At 43.4% G+C, this 21,258-nt stretch carries 20 protein-coding genes and 1 tRNA gene; 4 read left to right on the top strand and 17 right to left on the bottom strand.

Features of this window, described 5'->3' with window-relative positions; genetic code table 11:
* Together FTU36_RS07360 and FTU36_RS07355 are read left to right on the top strand one after the other, a co-directional pair.
* A partial coding sequence (locus FTU36_RS07360; protein ID WP_180090075.1) for a zinc ribbon domain-containing protein occupies positions 1-138 on the top strand: 138 nt, incomplete at its 5' end.
* 35 nt (positions 139-173) lie between these two features.
* A complete protein-coding gene (locus FTU36_RS07355) occupies positions 174-368 on the top strand; it encodes a hypothetical protein (protein ID WP_180005485.1) in 195 nt (64 codons plus the stop codon).
* A gap of 18 nt (positions 369-386) precedes the next feature.
* On the opposite strand, the gene FTU36_RS07350 is transcribed toward FTU36_RS07355, so the two are convergent.
* The 12 genes from FTU36_RS07350 to FTU36_RS07295 form a co-directional block, all read right to left on the bottom strand.
* The gene (locus tag FTU36_RS07350; protein WP_168378199.1) at positions 387-788 is read right to left on the bottom strand and encodes a Na+/H+ antiporter subunit G; all 402 of its coding nucleotides are present in this window, start codon (positions 786-788) and stop codon (positions 387-389) included.
* Positions 789-800: 12 nt separating this feature from the next.
* A complete protein-coding gene (locus tag FTU36_RS07345) occupies positions 801-1,076 on the bottom strand; it encodes a monovalent cation/H+ antiporter subunit F (RefSeq protein WP_078189410.1) in 276 nt (91 codons plus the stop codon).
* A complete protein-coding gene (locus FTU36_RS07340; protein ID WP_180012108.1) occupies positions 1,073-1,594 on the bottom strand; it encodes a Na+/H+ antiporter subunit E in 522 nt (173 codons plus the stop codon). Before FTU36_RS07340 ends, FTU36_RS07345 begins: the two co-directional genes overlap by 4 nt.
* 1 nt (position 1,595) lies before the next feature.
* Positions 1,596-3,404: a monovalent cation/H+ antiporter subunit D gene (locus FTU36_RS07335; protein WP_180012106.1), complete on the bottom strand. Its 1,809-nt coding sequence runs from the start codon at positions 3,402-3,404 to the stop codon at positions 1,596-1,598.
* Positions 3,404-3,769, bottom strand: a complete 366-nt coding sequence (locus FTU36_RS07330; protein ID WP_078189407.1) for a Na+/H+ antiporter subunit C — start codon at positions 3,767-3,769, stop codon at positions 3,404-3,406. Before FTU36_RS07330 ends, FTU36_RS07335 begins: the two co-directional genes overlap by 1 nt.
* A gap of 1 nt (position 3,770) precedes the next feature.
* Positions 3,771-6,611, bottom strand: a complete 2,841-nt coding sequence (locus FTU36_RS07325) for a monovalent cation/H+ antiporter subunit A (RefSeq protein WP_180066168.1) — start codon at positions 6,609-6,611, stop codon at positions 3,771-3,773.
* A 342-nt stretch (positions 6,612-6,953) separates the two neighbouring features.
* Positions 6,954-8,357 (bottom strand): ATP-binding protein, encoded by a 1,404-nt coding sequence (locus FTU36_RS07320; protein ID WP_180117272.1) that lies wholly within the window; start codon positions 8,355-8,357, stop codon positions 6,954-6,956.
* A 46-nt stretch (positions 8,358-8,403) separates the two neighbouring features.
* Entirely contained in the window at positions 8,404-9,906 is a 1,503-nt protein-coding gene (locus FTU36_RS07315) for a UvrD-helicase domain-containing protein (protein WP_111884125.1), read from the bottom strand.
* 11 nt (positions 9,907-9,917) lie between these two features.
* Positions 9,918-10,700 carry a bifunctional phosphoribosyl-AMP cyclohydrolase/phosphoribosyl-ATP diphosphatase HisIE gene (gene hisIE, locus FTU36_RS07310; RefSeq protein ID WP_180026546.1) on the bottom strand — a complete coding sequence of 261 codons (783 nt, stop codon included), beginning with the start codon at positions 10,698-10,700 and terminating at the stop codon, positions 9,918-9,920.
* A 96-nt stretch (positions 10,701-10,796) separates the two neighbouring features.
* Positions 10,797-12,098, bottom strand: a complete 1,302-nt coding sequence (locus FTU36_RS07305; protein WP_180111769.1) for an NAD(P)/FAD-dependent oxidoreductase — start codon at positions 12,096-12,098, stop codon at positions 10,797-10,799.
* A 103-nt stretch (positions 12,099-12,201) separates the two neighbouring features.
* Positions 12,202-13,089 carry an SDR family NAD(P)-dependent oxidoreductase gene (locus FTU36_RS07300; protein ID WP_078189400.1) on the bottom strand — a complete coding sequence of 296 codons (888 nt, stop codon included), beginning with the start codon at positions 13,087-13,089 and terminating at the stop codon, positions 12,202-12,204.
* 400 nt (positions 13,090-13,489) lie between these two features.
* On the bottom strand, positions 13,490-14,767 hold the full coding sequence (locus FTU36_RS07295; RefSeq protein WP_180117270.1) for an O-acetylhomoserine aminocarboxypropyltransferase/cysteine synthase family protein: 1,278 nt from the start codon (positions 14,765-14,767) through the stop codon (positions 13,490-13,492).
* 319 nt (positions 14,768-15,086) lie between these two features.
* Here FTU36_RS07295 and ettA point away from each other — a divergent pair, with 319 nt between their 5' ends.
* Positions 15,087-16,748 (top strand): energy-dependent translational throttle protein EttA, encoded by a 1,662-nt coding sequence (gene ettA / locus FTU36_RS07290; RefSeq protein WP_180117268.1) that lies wholly within the window; start codon positions 15,087-15,089, stop codon positions 16,746-16,748.
* Between the two features lie 63 nt (positions 16,749-16,811).
* Here the strand turns inward: ettA and FTU36_RS07285 are convergent, their stop codons facing one another.
* The gene (locus tag FTU36_RS07285; RefSeq protein ID WP_078189397.1) at positions 16,812-17,222 is read right to left on the bottom strand and encodes an SEL1-like repeat protein; all 411 of its coding nucleotides are present in this window, start codon (positions 17,220-17,222) and stop codon (positions 16,812-16,814) included.
* A 354-nt stretch (positions 17,223-17,576) separates the two neighbouring features.
* Between FTU36_RS07285 and FTU36_RS07280 the strand changes: the two genes are divergently transcribed.
* Complete coding sequence (locus tag FTU36_RS07280; RefSeq protein WP_180117261.1) at positions 17,577-18,542, top strand: cation diffusion facilitator family transporter; 966 nt, start codon at positions 17,577-17,579, stop codon at positions 18,540-18,542.
* A 25-nt stretch (positions 18,543-18,567) separates the two neighbouring features.
* On the opposite strand, the gene FTU36_RS07275 is transcribed toward FTU36_RS07280, so the two are convergent.
* The 4 genes from FTU36_RS07275 to FTU36_RS07260 form a co-directional block, all read right to left on the bottom strand.
* On the bottom strand, positions 18,568-18,909 hold the full coding sequence (locus FTU36_RS07275) for a hypothetical protein (protein ID WP_180004801.1): 342 nt from the start codon (positions 18,907-18,909) through the stop codon (positions 18,568-18,570).
* Positions 18,910-19,063: 154 nt separating this feature from the next.
* Positions 19,064-19,139, bottom strand: a tRNA-Glu gene (locus FTU36_RS07270).
* 91 nt (positions 19,140-19,230) lie between these two features.
* Complete coding sequence (gltX, locus tag FTU36_RS07265) at positions 19,231-20,739, bottom strand: glutamate--tRNA ligase (RefSeq protein ID WP_168378189.1); 1,509 nt, start codon at positions 20,737-20,739, stop codon at positions 19,231-19,233.
* A 168-nt stretch (positions 20,740-20,907) separates the two neighbouring features.
* Positions 20,908-21,201 (bottom strand): hypothetical protein, encoded by a 294-nt coding sequence (locus tag FTU36_RS07260; protein WP_180073463.1) that lies wholly within the window; start codon positions 21,199-21,201, stop codon positions 20,908-20,910.
* Positions 21,202-21,258: the final 57 nt, after the last annotated feature.

The raw sequence follows: 21,258 nt of genomic DNA, 5'->3' as shown, positions 1-21,258 counted from the left end.
AAAGGTAAGACAGATCTTGGAATAAGAGAATGGGAGTGCATGAGCTGTGGTACAGCTCATGATCGAGATATAAACTCAGCTCTAAACATTCTTGCGCTTGGGCATAAGCGTCTAGCTGTAGGAATCACCCTCTTTTAAGGGGGTGAGGATGTCAAGAATTGGCGAATCTTGAGATGAGTCAATATCAGCCTAAATGGTCTGATCATTTTCAAAGTAGTTATGAAACAAATATGCTGATTGATTTAGCTGAAAAATATGGTTTAAAAACGACGCCATATAACCAAAAGCGTTTGCAATATATGGCTCAAAGTAGCGTATTTGAAAAAATGTGGATGCGAATCAAAGAATTTTTTAGCTCGAAGACATAAACAAAACTGGATCTGGAATTAATCCAGATCTTCCGGTTTTGAATGGACTTTAGAGTGAAAGGCACGGCGCCGAGTTCGTTGCCAAGGAAGAGGGCGATTGAGCGCTTCTGGTGCATCACCACTCATCGAGCGCAGTCGTAAATGTAAGGCTGCTTGTGCCATGAGGTTTGCAGAAACCGGTGCTGTGATAAAGGCAAAGAGCGTGATTAGGATTTCTGCAAAACCAAAACGACCTTGAAATGCTGCATAAATAATTGCAGCAATTAGAAAACTTCCTAAGCCTAAGGTGCTTGATTTAGTCGGTGCGTGCAGACGCATAAATAAGTCGGGTAGGCGAACCATGCCAATACCGCCGACCAACATGAAAAAAGCGCCAATAACCAAAAAAATCGAGACCAAAATTTCCATGACTAATTGCATATTAATGTACTCCTAGTCGATGACGTGGCCAGTGGTGAAATAGCGTGCTAAAGCGGCTGTAGACACAAACCCAAGCATGGCAACCAATAAAGCCCCTTCAAACATCGATGTACTTGCCCAATAAATACCTAAAATGACAATTAAACAGGTGGCATTTAAAAATAAGGTATCTAAAGCAAGTAGTCGGTCTACGATTGAGGGTCCCATCACTAAGCGGATGAGGCACAGTAACATCGAGATCGTCACCGCAACTAAACAGATGCCAAGCGCATACGGTAAAATTGTCATGTGGATTCTCCTGTATCAGCGCCAAAAATGAGGATGAGAGGGCGTTCATAGCGCTCTTTAATGGTTTGAATTTCCGCTTCAGGGTCATCCGTGCTCAGCGCATGGACCAAAATATCACCACGGTCTTGGTCAATCCCAGCAGACACTGTACCGGGTGTGGTGGTGATGATCATCGCAAGTAAAGAATTGACTTCCTCATGCTGTGTATCGAGAGGAACACGGAACCATTTCGGGTGCAGTTTATGTGTTGGCCCAAGGACTAATTTTGCAACATGGATATTACTGACAATAATATCCCACAGCACCACAAAGAATAATTTACATGCTGCCAGCCAGTTGATATTCGGCGTTCGGTCAATAAAAGGGCGAACCAATCGTGGAATAACAATGGCTAAAACCAAGGCCATGCAGAGTGTGGCCGCATCTAGACTGTGCGCTAACATCACCCAGCTCAGACCAACCATGACTGATACCAATGGATGCGGAAACCAGCGATTTAATACAGATGTTTTCGCCATGTTAAGGTGCCTCCATCGGTTTTAGTTGGGTCTCTTCAGGTAGTTTTTCTTCTTGTTGCTGTCCTTGAATTTGGCGTTGCTTATACTCAGAAATATGCTCGCCATGTAGAGTTTCAGGTGCAATCAATGCAGGAATGAGGTGTGCATTTGGATCGGCTGATTCACCACCATATTTAGTTTCAGGTAAATTTTCAGGATCATAAGGTTGAACACTGATGATTTGACCTTTTTCATCCTTTTTTAGCAGCAATGATTCATATAATGGATTGTTTTGAATTTGCTGCGCAGTTTTGTAGGTATAGTCATAGATCGGTGCAGCAAAAACCATATATCCCACAAGCGCTGTTAACAGCAGATAAATGGTTTTGTCATTACGAAGCGGTGCCTTATTCGGCAAAGCCTGATAACGCTGATATTCTTCAGTATCAATATCATCTTCTGGGCGAGATGAACGCCAGAAAAGCACAAAACCAACTCGAGTGAATGCGATAATACTGAGTAAACTCACCAACAATACGATCAAAATAATCATAATTTGGTAAGGTGAATTGGCCGTTGCTTGCAAGAGAAATACTTTACCCAAAAATCCACTAAATGGCGGTAGACCAGCCATCATCAACGCAATGATGAAATAGCAAACAGCAACGGTATTATGCTGTTTCATACGGGGCGCAATTTTAAAATGATCTTTAAATTCGCCACGTTGTGAGGTAATCCAACCCGAGAGAATATAAAAAGCTGCACCAATGATGGTACTGTGAATCAGGTAATAAAGCCCCGCAGCCCATGCATCAGTATTAAAGAGTGAAATCGCAACCAATATTGTCCCGATAGAAGACAAAATCATAAAACCGACAAAACGACGTAAGCGATCCGTTCCGATAGCACTATAGGCACCATAGAGCGAGGTTACTAAGCCAATCGGTAACAACCACTGTTGTAAGATTTCACGGCTAATCCCATCGTCAAACACAGTACCATTGACACGGAGAATGGCATAGATGCCGACCTTGGTCATTATAGTGAATAAGGCTGCCACAGGCGTGGTTGCCACAGCATAGGTCTTTGGTAACCAGAACCCTACAGGCAGCATTGCAGCTTTGATGCCAAAGACAGTGAACAGTAACAATGCACCAGCCACAGCAATACGATGTTGATCCGCTTCAAGCAAAGGCATAAGTCGTGCAACATCAGCCATATTTAAGCTACCTACACTGCCGTAAATCATCCCGAGTCCAATCAGGAAGAGGGCAGAGGCAAATAGGTTAATGGTGACGTAATGAATACCAAGCTGAAAACGTGCTTTGCCTTGACCATGTAAGAGCAAAACATATGATGCCATCAACAGGATTTCAAAGAACACAAACAGGTTAAATAAATCGCCTGTCAGGAACGCACCACACAAACCCATCAGTAAGAAATGGCACATGGCATGGAAATAACGACCACGCTCGTCCCATTCTTTGCTGGCAAACCACATCACTGGCACAGCAAGTCCATAGGTCAGCACCAACATGAAAGCTGAGAGTCGATCTAGGACTAAGACGATGCCGAATGGTGCGGCCCATTCACTCAGGTTATAAACCAAAACTTGACCAGAGCTGGCGATCATCAAATAACTGATAGATGTGATCAGCCCGAGAATGCCTGAAACATAACTGATTCCACGACGCCAAGGTTGTCGCCAGTCATGCGCCAAAGAACCAGAGCCGGGGTTGCCCAGCAGGACTAAAATAAATGCAGTAATTGCAGGAATTAAAATACTGAAAATCGGGCTATGCGTAGTCCAAAATTGGATGAAGTCATGCATTATGGCTCATCCTCCCGCGGGTCAATTTGCGGTATTTCTTCTTTGGAGTCCACATGATCTGTTCCGGTTTCATAGCGGCTACGCAGAGCCAATTGTACGATAAAGGCTGTGGTCGCAAAGCCAATCACAATGGCGGTCAGGACCAAGGCTTGCGGTAAAGGGTCGGTCGCTTTGGTGGTTTCAGTTAACACAGCCGGTGCGTTGACATGAATACGTCCCATGACAAATAAAAATAAGTTCACAGCATAGCCAATCATGGCTAAACCCAGCACGACAGGAAAGGTACGTGCCCGCAAAATCAGGTAGACCCCTGTTGCGGTCAGTAAGCCAATGGCTGAAGCGAGTAAAAATTCTAAACTAATCATCTTATTCGCCTCTTGGAACTGGACCAGACATACTCGAGTGACGCGAGTCGCCTAAGACGGAAATCATTAACATCGTCGCGCCCACAACGGTGATGTAGACACCTGTGTCGAAGAGGGCAGCGGAGGCAAGGTGCATTTCACCTAAAATGGGTGGCGATACATAGATATGAGCACTGGTCAGGAATGGACGCCCCCATAGCCAAGCCGCGATACCTGTCAGCCCCGCAATGGTTAAACCAATACCAATCCAAACTTCATATAAGCGACCTGATTTTGCACCAATCAATTGTTCGGCACGGTCTTGACCGAGCGCGATATATTGAATCACTAAGGCTAAAGAGGTAATTAAGCCTGCAATAAAGCCACCGCCTGGTAAATTATGACCCCGTAGGAAAATATATAAGCTGATGACGAGTGCTAAAGGCAAAATCCATGATGATGTAATACGGAACATCAGTGGTGACGGATTAAAACGATAGGTCAGACCTTGCGTAATGGTGGTACCATGAGCACGCATACCATCCATCATGCACAGCGTACCAATTGCGGCAATTCCCAGTACGGTAATTTCACCAAAGGTATCGAAGCCACGGAAGTCGACCAAGATCACGTTGACCACATTGGTACCACCACCAAGTGGGATGGATTGCTGCATAAAGAACCATGAGATGGAATTATGATCGCGGGTCATGATCAGCCATGAAATCCATGCGATCCCTAAACCTGCAATAATCGCAATTATTGCATCTCGCCAACGACGAGACACACTCGACTCATAAGGGGTGAGCTGTGGTAATAATGATAAGCTCATGAGTAAGAGCACGGTGGTCACCACGTCAACAGTAATCTGCGTGAGCGCCAAATCTGGAGCGGAGAAACAGATAAACACCATAGTCACAACCAGACCGACTGCACCACTGATGAGGACGGCTTTAATCCGTTCATGGTGGAACCAAAGCATCATCCAACATGCAGAGAATAATAATAGCCACAGAACGATTGCGATGATTGGTGCATGTATCAGTTCACGGCTGCCTGTGCCGATACCTTGCAGCCAAAATGGAACAATGACGATGGCTACACTAAAGATTAAAATCCACAATAAATAGCTTTGTAATTTGCCATTTTCAGTAAAGCGACGGAACTTTCTTGAGCTGAGTAAAAGATGCTTTAAAAATAAGTCGAACAGGATTTTGCCTTGCAAACGGCCCAAAAGAGGATCCAAATCGATACGGCGTAATTTGCCGCCCTTTGCCAATGCGAAATAGAAAACTAAACCACCTAAAAGTGCAATCACACTCATCAAAAGGGGTGCATTTAAACCATGCCAAATCGCTAAATGTGTACCTTCAAACGCAGTATTTTGAATACTCGCACGCGCGGTACTATTGACAATATGCTCAACCAATAACGCAGGGAAGAGTCCAACTAAAATACATAAAGCAGCCAGTAAGGTTGCTGGTGCGCGCATGCCAAACGGTGGTTCATGCGCTTCTTTATTGGGAACATCTTTCCCTAGTGGACCATCAAAAAATACCCCATGAACCAAACGTACCGAATACGCGACAGCAAAGATACCGGCAAAGGTGGCAATGATGGCTGACACGATCATCACTGGCCCAGTCAGGTTGGCCAAAAGTTCAGTAAAGAACATCTCTTTAGAAAGGAAACCATTGGTTAATGGTACACCTGCCATAGAGGCCGCAGTGATCATGGTCAGCGTTGCTGTAAACGGAAGTAATTGCCATAAACCAGAGAGTTTTCGTAAATCACGTGTACCTGATTCGTGGTCAATAATCCCCGCGATCATAAATAGGGCTGCTTTGAAGGTTGCATGGTTAATGATATGGAAAATAGCAGCGGCAACTGCGAGGGGAGAACCGATCCCGAGTAAACAAACGATCAGACCTAAATGGCTGATGGTGGAATAGGCCAACAGCCCTTTTAAATCTTCTTTGAAAATGGCAAAGAAGGCCGCCATACATAAGGTAAACAAACCAATAAAGGTGACCAAGTTGTGATACAACGCCGCGCCTGCAAAGATTGGCAATAAGCGTGCAAGCAAGAAAATTCCGGCTTTCACCATCGTGGCAGAGTGTAGATAAGCCGAGACGGGGGTCGGTGCCGCCATGGCATTTGGCAACCAAAAATGGAAAGGGAACTGTGCACTTTTGGTAAAGGCCCCCATTAAAATCAATAAGAGTGTGGGCACAAAAAGCGAATGCTGCTGAATTTGGCTACTCATCGTCAGGATTTGGTCAATCTGATAGGTGCCTGTGATTTGCGCCAGCAGAACAAAACCACCCAACATACATAGACCACCCATGCCTGTAATGGTCAAAGCCATTCGAGAGCCACGCTGAGCTGCGTCGTAATTGCTCCAATAACCGACCAAAAGGAAAGATGAAATACTGGTGAGTTCCCAAAAAATAAGTAATAAAATTAAATTATTAGACAATGAAATGCCGAGCATGGCAGCCATGAATAGCATCAATAAAACATACAGTTTACTGAGCGAATTCTTTGGACTTAAATAATAGTAGGCATAGATATAAATTAAGGTGCCGATCCCGGTAATGAGCAGGGAAAACAATAAGCCCAATGCATCGAGACGAAAACTGAAATCAATGCCAACTTGAGTGAGCCACGGCCAAGTTTGAATGATGGTTTTGCCATTAAAGACATCTTGAGCCTGACTCAATAATAAAACTAAACTGCTGAGGCTGACGCCAATCGCCCCTAAAGCTGTTACCCCGCGAGAGAATTGCTTCAACCACGAGACAAGTGTTGTGCCTAGTATTAACGGTAACAATATAATAATCGGTAGCACACTCGTATCCATTGTCATGATTAGGCGGTGAAACCTAGGTGTATTTCATCTTTCAAGGATTACAGGACAGCAAAGAGCAGTCCAAAAATTCAATCTTGAAAGCCATGTGTGTCAAAAAAATTAAAAACAAGCTGTGTTGCGCAACTCGTGAAGCGATAGCAATTTCCGATGTTACTATGAAAATTGCAAATAAAACCGATCATATTACATGCGTAAAACAACATCAATCTTTTTTATGAACCACTTACACATTATACGCCTGACGCAACTGACTCGACATTTATCGCGGCCTTGTTGCTGAATATTTAAACATCGAGGCTATGGATTACGCTCAGCCAATCAGCCGCTGTATTTTTAACTCAGCGGTTGGATCGTAACGTCCTGATCACCCCGCTGTGATAAAGCCCTAACCAATTGGTGTTGCTGTTGCTCGGTCAGTTGCGTCTGGATTAACTGCAACATGTGCTGGATGGTGTCTGGGCTGTTCAGCGGCTCATTTAATTCAGTGTCTTCAGTTTTGGGCGGAAGCAATGGCTTTGAACCGAGTTGCAACTGTTGATAAATCTGATCATAGGTTTCTTGTAATTTTTCAGGCTGAATCTCACTGAGCTTTTTATTCTGTAATTGTAAGCACTGAAAACGAGAAGCCTGTTCCAGCAGTTCAGGACGGTTGCCGCTGGCAATGATTTGGAGTCGTGGAAATGCTTGATTTAAACGGGTCAAAATCACTTGGGTCATGTTTTGATCGAGTTGGTGATCTATGGCGTCGATCAATAAAATACCGTCACCTTCTTGGCACGGATACAAGCTGTGAGGATTGAGTAGACAAAGGCGACGCACAATATCACCAATTAAGGCCACAAGGTTGCGCACACTATTCGACAACTGTTGAAACAACATGTCTTTGCCTTGGTAGCAGACCATTAATTGTAATTTAGGATGATATTGCAGATAAATATTGGTCACATCGGGCAATACGGTCTCTAAAGCTTGTTTTAATGATCTGAGTGACGGCGCGTATAGATCGGCCTGAGCTTGTGCTAGTTTTTGCCCAAAAATTGGCGTGTCTGATGCGTTGGATGTATCGGCTTGGGTTTTAGGATGTAATAAATTTTGAATTAATTCGGCACTTTGTGCATTTTCGATGTCGGATATTTCACGAAACCACTCAAAAAAACGAATAAACGTGGTAAAGGGAATGGCCGAGATTTCATAGGCATGTGAAGGCTGAAAAATAGCAGGATTGTTTTTATTGAGAATATTTACGTCGTTGACGAAGCGTTCAGCAGGGTAATAGGCAATGAGTGGCAACCCTTGTAACGGATCAGCTTTGAGGGCTTTTTGATATAGTGCAACCATGGATTCTAATTGCTGTGTTTCGGCCTTACTGAGGCCGACACCTTGACTGTTTAAAGTTTTATACAATTGCCATGAACAACATTGCGGGTCTTGGTCTTGTTGATCACTTGAGAGCTGAAATGCGCCAATGTCTTCGGGAAAACTGACCTGAATATCAAGTTTCGACTGTAAGCGATTTAACATGATGTCTTGATCGAGCATCACCACGCCTGCAGTACGCAAATCTTTATAGCGTGCAGCAAACCAAGTGAGGGCCTGATAACTAAAGCGCAGTAGGGAGGTTTTTCCGGAGCTTTGATCACCCAAAATTAAGGTAATCGGTAGATCGTGATAATTAAAATTGAGGGTGATATCAGTAAAATGAAGGGTGTGCTTGAGTTGAATCGATTGTATTTTCATGGTGCACCTTTTACTGATTTATTGTTTATTCACCTTTGTCATCATACTAGCTGACCGCCTGTGCCAAAGATTTGGGCATTTGACGCTTTAAATGCTGCATCAAGTCATAAATATGATGGATATTTAAACTTACTTTAGCACGTGTGCAAGCCACGTAAAGTAACCGTAACTCTTCGTCACTAATTTTATAATCTTTATCGTTGAGTTTAAATTGGTAGTCATCTTCTATATGTACCCGATCCCATTCTAAACCTTTGGCTTTATGGGCTGTCGAGATGATGTAGTCGGCTTGATCAATCGGGGTGATTTTCGCCAGCGCCTTTTTCAGCGGGTCAGTGCCGTGATCATCGACCAACTTCACCAGCGGTTTAATATCGCTGCCGTCATTGGTTTCACAATATTCATGTACATCATGCCATGAGTTAAACCATGCAAGCTCTGGGACATCGACCACGCGTTTGCCTTGTTTGAGCATGGCTGCAGCATCGACAAAACGATTGAGTCGCGCATGATCTGCTTGCAGGCTAACTTTTTCACCTTTGACCAAACCCGCCAATAACAGTTCCATCGCGCGTGCATTGGTACGACATAAAATGGCATCCCGCATCTTGGTATGAGGCTTATTAACCACTTTAGAGTTGAGTTGTGGATTACCCAATAACGGTACGGTTTCATTCAATGCGCCCAGCAGAGCATTGGCGTTCAAGGCAATTTCTTCACCAAAACGGAACGACGTGGTTAAACGTGATTCAGGTAATGGGAGTTGCTGCATGGCATTGACTGCGCCACGCCATGCATAAATTTGTTGATGCGCATCGCCAACATAGATGACTTGGGTATTCCGCTGTTTCAGTAAAATCCCCAGCATTAGTGGGTCAGCATCTTGAGCTTCATCGAACAGCACATAATCCGCAGGAATATTTGGTTCAGACAAAGCCCAAAGTTTTAAATAAATATCGTGCCCAATCCCTGCTGCATGGTTCGGATCAATCGACTCTAACCAACGACGTTCAATCGCAGGATATAAATGCTTTTGTAAGCTTTCGATATCGTCAGGATGCAACCAACTCGGCGCTTGTAGATGTCGTGGGGCAGGGTACTGTGAACTGGTCGAACAGAAATAACTGACAGCGTTTGCTACCAGACTCGCCAAGCGCGAAGGCATGAGTACATATTTTTCATAACGACCGCCCATCATACGGCGTAGGGTGATCGGTTCTAGTCGATATTCTTTGGCAATAAAACTCGGACTTAAACGTGGTAGACGCAGTTTGTCAGTCACTCCACGTGGAACACTACGATAGGCCAATGAGTGAAAGGTTCGACAGTCGACATTTTGATGAAAACGATTCTGTGCTTCGGTGGCAATGGCTTTGTTAAATGCCAAGTACATGCCACGCCGCTGAGGCATGGCATCACTGATCATTTGGAGTGTAGTGGTTTTACCTGTGCCAGCATAGGCAATCACTTTAAATGATTTGCCAAGACGTGCGTTATCTATGGCAGTGGCCTGCTCATAGGTCGCGGTCGGTTTTTTAAGATCTGGCACGGTTGAGACTTTTAGTGCTGACGGTTGGCTTTTTCAACCAAACCCGAAAGGCCTTGACGACGAGCGAGTTCGTTGAGTACCAATTGAGGATCAATATCGAAATAACCTAGCATTACAATGGTATGGAACCAAAGATCTGCCACTTCGTAAATCAAATCGTTTTTGTTGTCTTCATTGGCTTCGATTTTAAAATCTTTAGCGGCAATGATGGTTTCAACGCTTTCTTCACCGATTTTTTCTAAAATTTTGTTGAGGCCTTTATGGTAAAGCTTCGCCACATAAGAGGACTCAGGATCAGCTTGTTTGCGTTCAGCCATCATTTTACCTAAGTAGTCGAGTACTTCGACTTGCTCAGATTGCGCATTCGATGCATTCATCGCAAGGGTATGCGGATTTGCTGATTTTACACCATAAATTGCAGCAGGATCTTTCAATTGCGCATCGACAATTTCCCAGCCATTGGCAGTAAGCTTGCGGTAGAAGCATGACTCACGGCCGGTATGGCAGGCAATGCCGCCATGCTGTTCAATTTGTAGCACAATCACGTCAGCATCACAGTCCAAACGGATTTCATGTACGGTTTGGAAATGGCCAGATTCTTCACCTTTATGCCATAGCTTATTGCGTGAACGTGAAAAGTACACCGCTTGATTTTTTTCTGCAGTTTGCGCCAACGCTTCACGGTTCATCCATGCCACCATCAATACGCGCCCGCTTTGATGATGCTGTGCAATAGCAGGCACTAAGCCTTGTTCGTTAAATTTTACTTCATCGAGCCATTGCAGGTTGTTCATGAGGATTTCACCAATTCAAAAATCAAAAAATAAATGCCGCAGCATTTGAGCAGCACTATAGTGTAAGCCATCAAGAGAATGATGGGGAGTTAATTCTTAATCAAATTTTAAATTGCGCAGTTCAGCCGCAGAATCATCTGCAGGCTTTCGGGCAATGTCAGCATAATTCATTTGCCCAAATGCACCCGTTTTTAAGCCGGAAATCGTAATCGCCATTTCTTTGCGGAAAAACGGCAGCTGATACATAGCACGAAATGAAAAATCACGGAGCGGTGCTGTCCAGCGATGATGTGATTGATAAAAAGGAGTCAGCAAGCGACTAAAAAATTGGTAAAATCGCACGGAGGACAACCGTAGCTGATGATACTCCTGCCAGAGGTTTTGCAGTGAGGAATCCTGTTGATATTGGAGCAGGGCATGACTGATGGCCCATGCATCGAGCAGCGCCATATTGGCACCTTGTCCAAGTTGTGGACTCATGGCATGAGCCGCATCTCCTAAGATACCGATACGACCTTCACCGAGTTTGCTCAGCACCACATCACGATAGTTGGCAGACAGCCATTGCTGCGGATCATCTGGATGTGGAATCACATGCGCTAACCATTCTGCAACATTCGGCCAGCGTTTCGAAACTTCAAACAGCCATTGCTGCTGTGCGCTCTTGGTTTTTAAGAATCCTTCTAAATCTGCTGTAGGTAGACTCCAGAAAATGCTCGAAAGGCGCTGTTCAGGCTGCGTTGGAATTGCTCCCGTAGGCATCACACCCATCATGATATTGGAGCGGTCATAGAACTGATGCAAGATCTGTGGATTCAGCACTTCGCATTCAGGCACGATGATCCACTTTGCGCCCCAAGGATAGGCTTGGTTGAGCTTTTCCCATGCTTTAGGGCGTAAATGGCTGCGTGCGCCATTGGCGATCAGCACGAGATCAAACTGACGTTGAAAGGATTGATCTGCGGATTGTCCAATCACGTTTATACCGTCACTGGATTCTTGAAGTTCATGTACCTCATGCGCCATGCACCACTCAACGTGTTGAGGATATTCACGGACTTTGGATGCAAGGGCATGACAGAGTGTGGCACGGTGAATGCCGAGTCCATATGAACGTTCATCGGCTTGTCGATATTGACTGTTTATCAGCAAGTCGCCGCCAGCCAGTTGACCTTCAAGACCGGTTACCACAGCACCTAGGCTTAAGGCATGTTCCAAAATGCCTAAATGTTCGAAAACCGCCAGCCCGGCGGGTTGTAATAATAATCCTGCGCCCACAGGTTCAAGTTGTGAGACATTTTCATATAAGCAGATTTGATGGCCTTGATTAGCAAGCATTGCTGCAGCAGCCAATCCTGCAGTACCTGCACCGATGATGGCAATATTTTGAGTTTTCATTGTTATAAAAGTTGATTTTATCTCAGCCCAATGTAGCAAAGTTGCCGCATAAAACCCAATAAAAAAAGCCCTTAAAAGGGCTTTTTAAAGGGTGAGTCAGGTCTTACCAGTGTTCACCAGGGAATAGGCGAGCATATGCTTTTTGTACCCAATTGAGTTTTTCTTGCTTACCAATAGACGCTGAAGAGCTTGGGAATAGGTTATAACCAATCGACATGAGTTTGTTATTAATGTCAGGAGCAATGGAGTAGGTGATCGAAGCCAAACGGCCCAAATTGGTCGCCACTTTCTTCGGACGTTTCACGATGGCATAGGCAATCAGGTCAGTTGCTTGTTCTGGAGAAAGCGTTGGTACGTATTTATAAATTTTGGTTGGGGCGATCATTGGCGTGCGCACCAATGGCATGTAGACCGACGTGATGGCAATATTATGCGAGTGAACTTCAGCACTTAGGCAACGGCTGAAAGCATCTAATGCGGCTTTAGATGCAACATACGCAGAGAAGCGCGTTGCATTGGCCAATACACCAATCGAACTGATGTTGATGATATGACCTTCACGGCGAATCATCATTTTCGGCAGTAAATTCATCACCAAACGTACCGCGCCAAAATAGTTCAACTGCATAGTACGTTCAAAATCATGGAAACGATCAGTTGATTCATGCACGGCACGGCGAATAGAACGGCCAGCGTTATTAATTAAGATATCAATATGATCGACGGAAGCGAGGATTTGTTGTGCCACAGCATCAATGGAGTCCATATCATTGAGGTCACATGGGAAAACATCGGCTTTACCGCCAGTGGCTTCAATTTCAGCTTTTACGGCATCAAGAGTTTCTTTGGTACGTGCAACCAGTAGAACATGTGCGCCTGCGTTGGCAAGGCGATGCGCTGTGGTTAAACCGATACCACTTGATGCACCGGTGATTAAAATGGTCTTACCGTTGACACGGTCAACGAAACGTTTCTCAAGTCTTGAATTCACGATGAGGTTCCCTGTTAAATCAGTTTTATTGTATTCATTTATCGGCCCGACAACGCTATGTGCAGGGCTGTTTTAAGTCAGCGGTATGATAGCGTTTTATTCAAAAAAAGCCATATGATAAGTAATTGATAATAAAATAATATTTAGAGTTTTTACTCTAAATTAAAATCCCTATTTACTCAATTTTTAACACATAAATATGTGAATGAGAAGTGCTTTTAGCAACATCGTTGCAATGTAAAAAGTCGATTTTCAAGATAAATAAAATTGTAAATAAATATAGAAGCAGGGCCATAGATGCGCAAAATTGGAAGGCGGATTATGTGGGGAAGGTTATTTAAATGAAATGGAAATAAAAACAGGCCTTAAAAATAAGGCCTGTGGATTGTGCAATTGTGGTTTAAACAGCAGCTAAGGCTTGCTCTAAGTCGGTAATCAAGTCATCTGCATGCTCGATCCCAATCGATAAACGAACCATATCAATGCTGACACCTGCTGCTTTTAGTTCATCTTCATTGAGCTGACGATGTGTCGTGGTCGCGGGATGGCAGGCTAAACTTTTGGCATCACCAATATTCACAAGGCGGGTAAACAGCTGCAAGGCATCAATGAAACGCGTGCCGCCTGCAAGGCCGTCTTGAACCCCAAAGGAAAGAATCGCAGACGGTTTGCCTTTGACATATTTTTGCGCCAAAGCATGCTGCGGGTGGTCTTTTAGGCCAGCGTAGTTGACCCATTTTACTTTTGGATGCGCCTGTAAATATTCAGCCACTTTTTGCGCATTTTCAGTATGGCGTTCCATGCGCAGGCTTAAGGTTTCCAAACCTTGTAAAATCAAAAACACATTGTGCGGGCTGATCGCAGCGCCCGTATTACGCAGTGGTACTACACGCGCACGGGCAATGTAGGCTGCTTCACCTAAAGCTTCGACATAATTCACCCCGTGGTAGCTTGGATCAGGGGTGTTGAGTGATTTAAAACGTTCAGGGTATTTGCCCCAAGGAAACTTGCCGCTATCGACGATGATGCCGCCGATCGAATTACCATGACCGCCAATATATTTGGTCAATGAATGCACCACAATGTCGGCACCAAATTCAAATGATTTTTGCAGGACAGGAGTAGCAACGGTATTGTCTACTACTACAGGTATGCCAAATTCATGCGCAATTTTCGAAATTGCTTCGAGGTCAATAATATTGCCCAATGGGTTACCAATAGATTCGACAAAGACCAACTTGGTTTTGTCATCGATGAGGCTGCGCAGCGCTTCGGGGTTTTGATAATCAAAGAAGCGAACTTCTATGCCTTGTTTCGGCAGGGTGTGGGCAAACAGATTATATGTGCCGCCATATAGGGTCGAAACGGAAGCGATATTGTCGCCTGCTTCAGCAATGGTTTGAATCGCATATGTAATGGCAGCCATACCAGAGGCTAAAGCCAATGCACCGATACCGCCTTCGAGCGCTGCAACACGCTGTTCAAGGACTGCCGTGGTTGGATTCATAATGCGGGTATAAATATTCCCCTGAACTTTTAAGTCAAATAAATCAGCACCATGCTGCGTGTTATCAAAGGAATATGAGGTGGTTTGATAAATTGGAACGGCAACCGCTTTGGTGGTTGGCTCCGGTGTATACCCCGCGTGAATTGCTAAAGTTTCGTCTTTATAGGTCATGATTACTTCATCTAAGTGAGCTAGTTTTTTAAACAGTCTATCATTTATACATATGAATAAAAGTGCTTTATTTCTAAAATTAATATCATAATTATTCATATTGTTGAAAAAATTTCAGCTAAAGATGAGCGAAATCATGCCTAAAACCGCATGTTTAAATTTTGTTCGCCATTAAACTTGTAACAATGCATTGAAGCCGTGTGCGAAACCTTATTTTTTCACGACTTTATGCGTATAATAGCCGATTATTTTTTCGCTCAATTGAGCAGGGGCAACTTTGTGTTGTTCCGTATATGTTTTGACTATTGAGGAGTCCTAAGTGGCCCAATATATTTACACGATGAACCGTGTGTCGAAGATGGTTCCGCCTAAGCGCGAAATCCTGAAAGACATCTCTTTATCATTTTTCCCAGGCGCAAAAATTGGTGTGCTTGGTCTAAACGGTGCAGGTAAATCTACCTTGCTTCGTATTATGGCGGGCGTAGATAAAGATTTCTCAGGTGAAGCACGTGCGCAGCCAGGTATCAAAATTGGTTACCTTGAACAAGAGCCGCCATTGGATGAAAGCAAAGACGTTCGTGGTAACGTTGAAGACGGTTTACGTGAACCGTTGGATGCTTTGGCGCGTCTTGATGAAGTATTTGCAGAATATGCAGCAGAAGATGCTGACTTTGATGCACTTGCAAAAGAACAAGAGAAGTTAGAAGCAATTATCCATTCATGGGATGCACATAACATTGTGAACCAAATGGATCAGGCTGCTGCTGCGTTGAACCTTCCAGCTTGGGATGCAGATGTATCTAAGTTGTCTGGTGGTGAGCGCCGTCGTGTTGCACTTTGCCGTTTGTTATTGTCTAAACCAGACATGCTGCTTCTAGACGAACCGACGAACCATTTGGATGCTTCATCAGTCTCTTGGTTAGAACGTTTCTTGAAAGACTTCCCAGGCACCATCGTTGCGATTACCCATGACCGTTACTTCTTGGATAACGTGGCAGAGTGGATTCTTGAGCTTGACCGTGGACATGGTATTCCTTACCAAGGTAACTACTCTTCTTGGTTAGAGCAAAAGAACGCGCGTCTAGAGCAAGAACAGAAGCAAGAAGAATCTTTTGCTAAAGCATTGAAAAAAGAGCTTGAATGGGTTCGTTCAAATGCTAAAGGTCAGCAAAAGAAAAACAAAGCGCGTATGGAGCGTTTTGAAGAGCTTAACTCACGCGAATTCCAACAGCGTAATGAAACGTCTGAAATCTACATTCCACCTGGTCCACGTCTAGGCAACAAGGTTGTAGAAGTTGAAGGCATCAGCAAATCGTTTGGTGATCGTACGCTTTATAAAGACTTATCATTCGTTGTACCACCTTGTGCCATTGTGGGTATCGTGGGTGAGAACGGTGCGGGTAAAACCACATTGTTCCGTATGATGACAGGCGAACAACAACCAGATACAGGTACAGTTACACTGGGTGAGTCTGTTAAAGTGGCTTATGTTGGTCAGATTCGTGACACCTTAGATGACAACAAAACTGTTTGGGAAGAAGTTTCTGGCGGTTTAGACATCTTGAAAATTGGTGAATACGAAATCGCATCTCGTGCGTATATCGGTCGCTTTAACTTCAAAGGTCAAGATCAGCAAAAACGTGTAGGTCAATTGTCAGGTGGTGAACGTAACCGTTTACAACTTGCAAAAATCTTGCAAATGGGTGCCAACGTTATCCTGCTAGATGAACCATCAAACGACTTGGATATCGAAACTTTACGTGCGCTTGAGGATGCAATTCTGGTATTCCCGGGTACAGTCATGGTGATCTCGCATGACCGTTGGTTCCTCGACCGTATTGCAACGCACATCTTGTCATTTGAAGGTGAAACCCCTGAATTCTTCACGGGTAACTACCATGAATTTGAAGAATACCGCCGTAAACGTGATGGTGATGACCTTGTTGCAAAGCGTCAGAAATACCGCAAAATTGGTAACTAAGTTCCAGTTTTAAAATAAAAAACCAGCCTGCGGGCTGGTTTTTTATTGCTTGAGATGCAATGACTATACAACTATGTCTTCATAGGCATGATGTAAGACGTAGTCTGCATGTTCATGGCCTTGTGCAGCAGCTTTACTGAGCCAAAGCTCTGCAAGTTCATAATTACGGTCTAAGCCGAGTTCTCCACGTAAATAACCGAGACCTAAGCGATATTGGGCATCTTTATGACCTTTTAATGCGGCACTTAAAAAATTCCACATGGCATTGCGATAGTCAGTAGGGGATTGGTCTGCTGAATCCATAGTATGGTGACTGAGAAAGTCTTGATGGTGTTGAGCCGCAAGAATTTCAAAATAAGTCCCTTGGGCGTAATCACCCTCGGCTTCTGGAACCGAAAGATGCATTCCTTGCAACTTTGGATTCATCTGTTGTGACAACAGTGCATAAATTTTTTTCAGAGCTTGTATCATCATTGTTAAACTCCTTGTTGCTAAGTATAACCACTTGATTAATAAAAAATATTAACAGTAGTCATTCGTGCGCTGCGATGAATGATTTAATTGTTTTAAACAGATCACACTTAAGATGAAAATTAGCATGCTTGTCATGATATGTGAATAGGTATTAAAAAAATATTTATAAGTAATTTCAGTCATCTAGATCGCGAAAAATTATTTTTAATAAATTGAAAGTAGATGCTGAAAAAGCAGTTTTAAAGTTTGAAGGTAAAACGTAATACTGAAGGTTGAATGATGTAATTTTATTACGTTTACTGCACCTGTTAAGCTCAAGACTGAAGAACATATAATTTATAAGGTCAGAAAATAATGAGTGAGCATCATGGGCATGACCACAGCCATGCCGTTGTCACAGAAGGGAATGTCAAAAAATTAAGTTTTGCCTTAGCACTGACCACGACGTTTTTGATTATTGAAGTCATTGCTGGATTTATGACGCAAAGTTTGGCGCTATTGTCAGATGCGGCACATATGTTCACCGATGCTGCAGCCCTTGCTATAGCATTAGTCGCGATCAAAATTGGCAAGCTTCCTGCTGATAACAAACGTACCTTTGGCTATCAGCGTTTTGAAATTTTGGCAGCCTTGTTTAATGCCTTGATGCTATTTGTGGTTGCGATTTATATTTTGTATGAGGCCTATCAGCGCTTTTCAACGCCGCCGGAAATTCAAAGTATGGGCATGATGATTGTGGCCGTCATCGGTCTAATCATTAACTTAATCTCGATGCGTATTTTATTTTCCAGTTCACAAGAAAGCTTGAATGTGAAAGGGGCGTATCTAGAGGTGTTAAGTGATGCCTTAGGTTCGGTCGGTGTGATTATTGGCGCAGCGATTATTTATTTTACCGGCTGGATGTGGGTCGATACCCTTATAGCGGTGCTCATTGGTTTTTGGGTCTTACCAAGGACTTGGATTTTACTCAAACAAAGTATCAATATTTTATTGGAAGGCGTGCCTGAAGAAATCGACATAGAAAAGTTACGCAATGATTTATTGGCACTCAAAGGGGTGGAGAGCATTCACCAGTTAAAGGTCTGGGCAATAACGTCAAAGAATGTGCATTTGACGGTTCATCTCTTTGCACCTGAAGCCGATCGTAATGCCTTGTATTTTGAGGCGATTGAAATGTTGCAACATGAGCACGGAATCACAGAGATGACATTACAAATCGAAGAAGATGAATGTGTGGTGCACCAACACACCCAAAAGTCTGATCATGAACATCATCAAGATGATCATGCGCATTCTCATGATGAATCACATCAGCACTAATGCTGATGTGATTTAAATGGCTTGCTTAGATTTCCCACTCATGATTACATTCGCGGCATTTCCATTTTTTCTGTGATTGCATAAAACCTTGCATTGAGATTTTAAAATCTGGCAGGTCGCGATAGAACATGAAGCCAGCAATCAAGCAGGCAATAAATACAACAACAGTCGCAGTTTGTAATGTAGTACCTACACCGTCACCAAAAATCCACATTGCGATGCTGATAATCACCAACAGTAAAAGAATAAATACCGCAGGGATGAGGATAATCAGGCTTTTAGGCACGACAGGACGAGCAACAGGCTGGCCTGCTTGCGCAAGGGGCATAATTTTAGGGCTTTGACATTTTGGGCAACGGTATTGCATTGCAACTCCATAATTTTAATCTATGGTTTATTTTAATCAGAATGACGCAGAAAGCAAAAATACCGTAAATTTAAATCAGATAAAATTTAGGCAATAAAAAACCCAAGTCATAATGCTTGGGTTTTTTATAAGATGATTTGCATCACCTTGAATATGGCGTCCCTACGGGGATTCGAACCCCGGTTACCGCCGTGAAAGGGCGATGTCCTAGGCCTCTAGACGATAGGGACAATTTGAGGCAACTTAGAGTTGGTTGACACCATCTCTCGGTATGGGCGCTATATTAGGGGGATAACGCCCATCCGTCAACTAAAAAATCAATTAAGCTTCATCAACTGCATCATTTTTCGGCAGTTTTAGGCTTTCATTGAGTTTTTCCCATGCTTTTGTTTCTTTTTTACTCGGACCGCCCACAATTTCAAGCGCATGACGTAAGCGAGCAAAGGTTAAATCAGGACCAATGGTTACCATCGATTGCATAACCGGTGTCGAAGATGTCGAACCAGCAATAGCAATAAAGAAGGTTGGCATGAAGTCACGAAGTTTAATGTCCATTTGGTTCGCCAAATCCATAAGCGTTTGGCTGACAGTGTCATTGTTCCAAGTGAACATGCTTTCTAGACGCCAAATGGCAAATTGAAGGCTTTGACGAACTTGTTCTTCAGTCAATTTTTTGCTTTCAAACTGTTCTTTGCTGAGTGTTGGGAATTGGTTGAAATAAAAACCTGCCCAATTCACTGCTTCAGACAATAAATTAATACGTGGTTGAATCGCAGCAGCAATTTCTTCCAAGGTATTACGATCTGATTTCCAAGCCAGTAGGGTATCGAGCAATTGACCCGGTGTTAAACCTTTAATCCATTGACCATTTAACCAGTTTAGCTTTTCAACATCAAAGATTGGACCGCCTAGTGATACACGTTGAATGTCAAAGTGTTCAATCATTTCAGCCAAAGTGAATTTTTCACTTTCATCCGGCATTGACCAGCCCATACGGCCTAAGTAGTTCAATAATGCTTCAGGTAAAACGCCGATGTCTTTGTAGTAGTTAATTGACGTTGGGTTTTTACGTTTAGACAGTTTTGATTTATCTGGGTTACGTAACAGCGGCATGTGGCAAAGTACAGGCATGTCCCAACCAAAATATTTGTACAATAATTGGTGTTTAGGCGCAGATGGAATCCATTCTTCACCACGAATCACGTGAGTGATTTCCATTAAATGGTCATCAACCACGTTTGCCAAGTGATACGTCGGTAAACCATCGGTTTTCAGTAGAATTTGCATGTCGACTTGCGCCCAAGGAATTTCGACTTCACCACGTAGTAAGTCGTTAAATTTACAAATCCCTTCTTCAGGTACTTTCATACGAATGACATGCGGTTCACCAGCAGCCAAACGCTGTGCCACTTCTTCTGCAGTGTGTTTTAAGCCACGACCGTCATAACGCGGTGATTCACCTCGTGCTTGTTGTTCCGCACGCATTTGATCGAGTTCTTCTGCTGTTGCGAAGCAGTAGAATGCATGACCTTTTTCAACCAGTTCCAACGCATATTGTTTATAAATGTCCATACGTTCAGATTGGCGGTATGGCGCATGAGGACCACCCACATCTGGACCTTCTGACCAGTTCAAACCTAACCAACGCAATGAATCTAAAATCATTTTTTCAGATTCTGGTGTAGAGCGAAGTTGGTCTGTATCTTCAATACGAAGAATAAATTCACCGCCATGTTGCTTCGCAAAACATAAGTTAAACAATGCAATATAAGCAGTCCCAACATGCGGGAAACCAGTAGGAGAAGGTGCGATACGAGTACGAACAGTCATAATCAGCTTTTAATCAGAATGTAAATTGGGATCTATTATAACGAAAAAGCCTGATCACTTAATGCTTAATTCAACATTGAATGATCAGGCGTTTTTAGTGTTTTTTAGACGGCAGAGGGGGAACTTGTCTAAAATAATAGCTTGGGCAGCATCAATATGCTGATGTCGTTATGAGTTGCTACCAGAGAAAATGGCTTGAACAAAACGAGAAAAACTTTGGTTTTGTGACGCAAAGAAACTTTGAGTTGGTGCTGCTTTAATAGACGTAAGTACTTTTAAATTATCGTCTGTACGGCCTTTGCCTTCAGATTTTTGCTGATTAATCGCTTTTTCGATCAATGAGGTACGTTCAGCAGGCATCGTAAGTTTGTTATTCGATGCGGTGCTGGTTGCAGCACAAAAAGCAGTCTGTGCAGTCACGCTTAAACTTAAGCCTAGGCATAGTGCGTATGAAAATTTCATGTCCAAATCTCCCCCTAGTTTTGGTGATGGAACTTTTTATTTGCAAAATAGTTTTAA

The sequence above is a fragment of the Acinetobacter sp. YH12096 genome (assembly GCF_013419215.1).
GTDB classification, from domain to species: domain Bacteria; phylum Pseudomonadota; class Gammaproteobacteria; order Pseudomonadales; family Moraxellaceae; genus Acinetobacter; species Acinetobacter amyesii.
Note: the sequence above shows the minus strand (reverse complement) of the source record. Positions and strands in the feature narration are given on the sequence as shown.

What these genes read in the sequence shown, in the direction of transcription:
- FTU36_RS07335 (WP_180012106.1), bottom strand. Translation starts at nt 3,404, where the DNA reads ATGCATGACTTCATCCAATTTTGGACTACGCATAGCCCGATTTTCAGT.
- FTU36_RS07345 (WP_078189410.1), bottom strand. Translation starts at nt 1,076, where the DNA reads ATGACAATTTTACCGTATGCGCTTGGCATCTGTTTAGTTGCGGTGACG.
- gltX (WP_168378189.1), bottom strand. Translation starts at nt 20,739, where the DNA reads ATGACTGTTCGTACTCGTATCGCACCTTCTCCTACTGGTTTCCCGCAT.
- FTU36_RS07260 (WP_180073463.1), bottom strand. Translation starts at nt 21,201, where the DNA reads ATGAAATTTTCATACGCACTATGCCTAGGCTTAAGTTTAAGCGTGACT.
- FTU36_RS07325 (WP_180066168.1), bottom strand. Translation starts at nt 6,611, where the DNA reads ATGGATACGAGTGTGCTACCGATTATTATATTGTTACCGTTAATACTA.
- FTU36_RS07305 (WP_180111769.1), bottom strand. Translation starts at nt 12,098, where the DNA reads ATGAAAACTCAAAATATTGCCATCATCGGTGCAGGTACTGCAGGATTG.
- hisIE (WP_180026546.1), bottom strand. Translation starts at nt 10,700, where the DNA reads ATGAACAACCTGCAATGGCTCGATGAAGTAAAATTTAACGAACAAGGC.
- FTU36_RS07350 (WP_168378199.1), bottom strand. Translation starts at nt 788, where the DNA reads ATGCAATTAGTCATGGAAATTTTGGTCTCGATTTTTTTGGTTATTGGC.
- FTU36_RS07285 (WP_078189397.1), bottom strand. Translation starts at nt 17,222, where the DNA reads ATGATGATACAAGCTCTGAAAAAAATTTATGCACTGTTGTCACAACAG.
- FTU36_RS07275 (WP_180004801.1), bottom strand. Translation starts at nt 18,909, where the DNA reads ATGCAATACCGTTGCCCAAAATGTCAAAGCCCTAAAATTATGCCCCTT.
- FTU36_RS07280 (WP_180117261.1), top strand. Translation starts at nt 17,577, where the DNA reads ATGAGTGAGCATCATGGGCATGACCACAGCCATGCCGTTGTCACAGAA.
- FTU36_RS07340 (WP_180012108.1), bottom strand. Translation starts at nt 1,594, where the DNA reads ATGGCGAAAACATCTGTATTAAATCGCTGGTTTCCGCATCCATTGGTA.
- FTU36_RS07320 (WP_180117272.1), bottom strand. Translation starts at nt 8,357, where the DNA reads ATGAAAATACAATCGATTCAACTCAAGCACACCCTTCATTTTACTGAT.
- FTU36_RS07295 (WP_180117270.1), bottom strand. Translation starts at nt 14,767, where the DNA reads ATGACCTATAAAGACGAAACTTTAGCAATTCACGCGGGGTATACACCG.
- FTU36_RS07330 (WP_078189407.1), bottom strand. Translation starts at nt 3,769, where the DNA reads ATGATTAGTTTAGAATTTTTACTCGCTTCAGCCATTGGCTTACTGACC.
- FTU36_RS07355 (WP_180005485.1), top strand. Translation starts at nt 174, where the DNA reads ATGAGTCAATATCAGCCTAAATGGTCTGATCATTTTCAAAGTAGTTAT.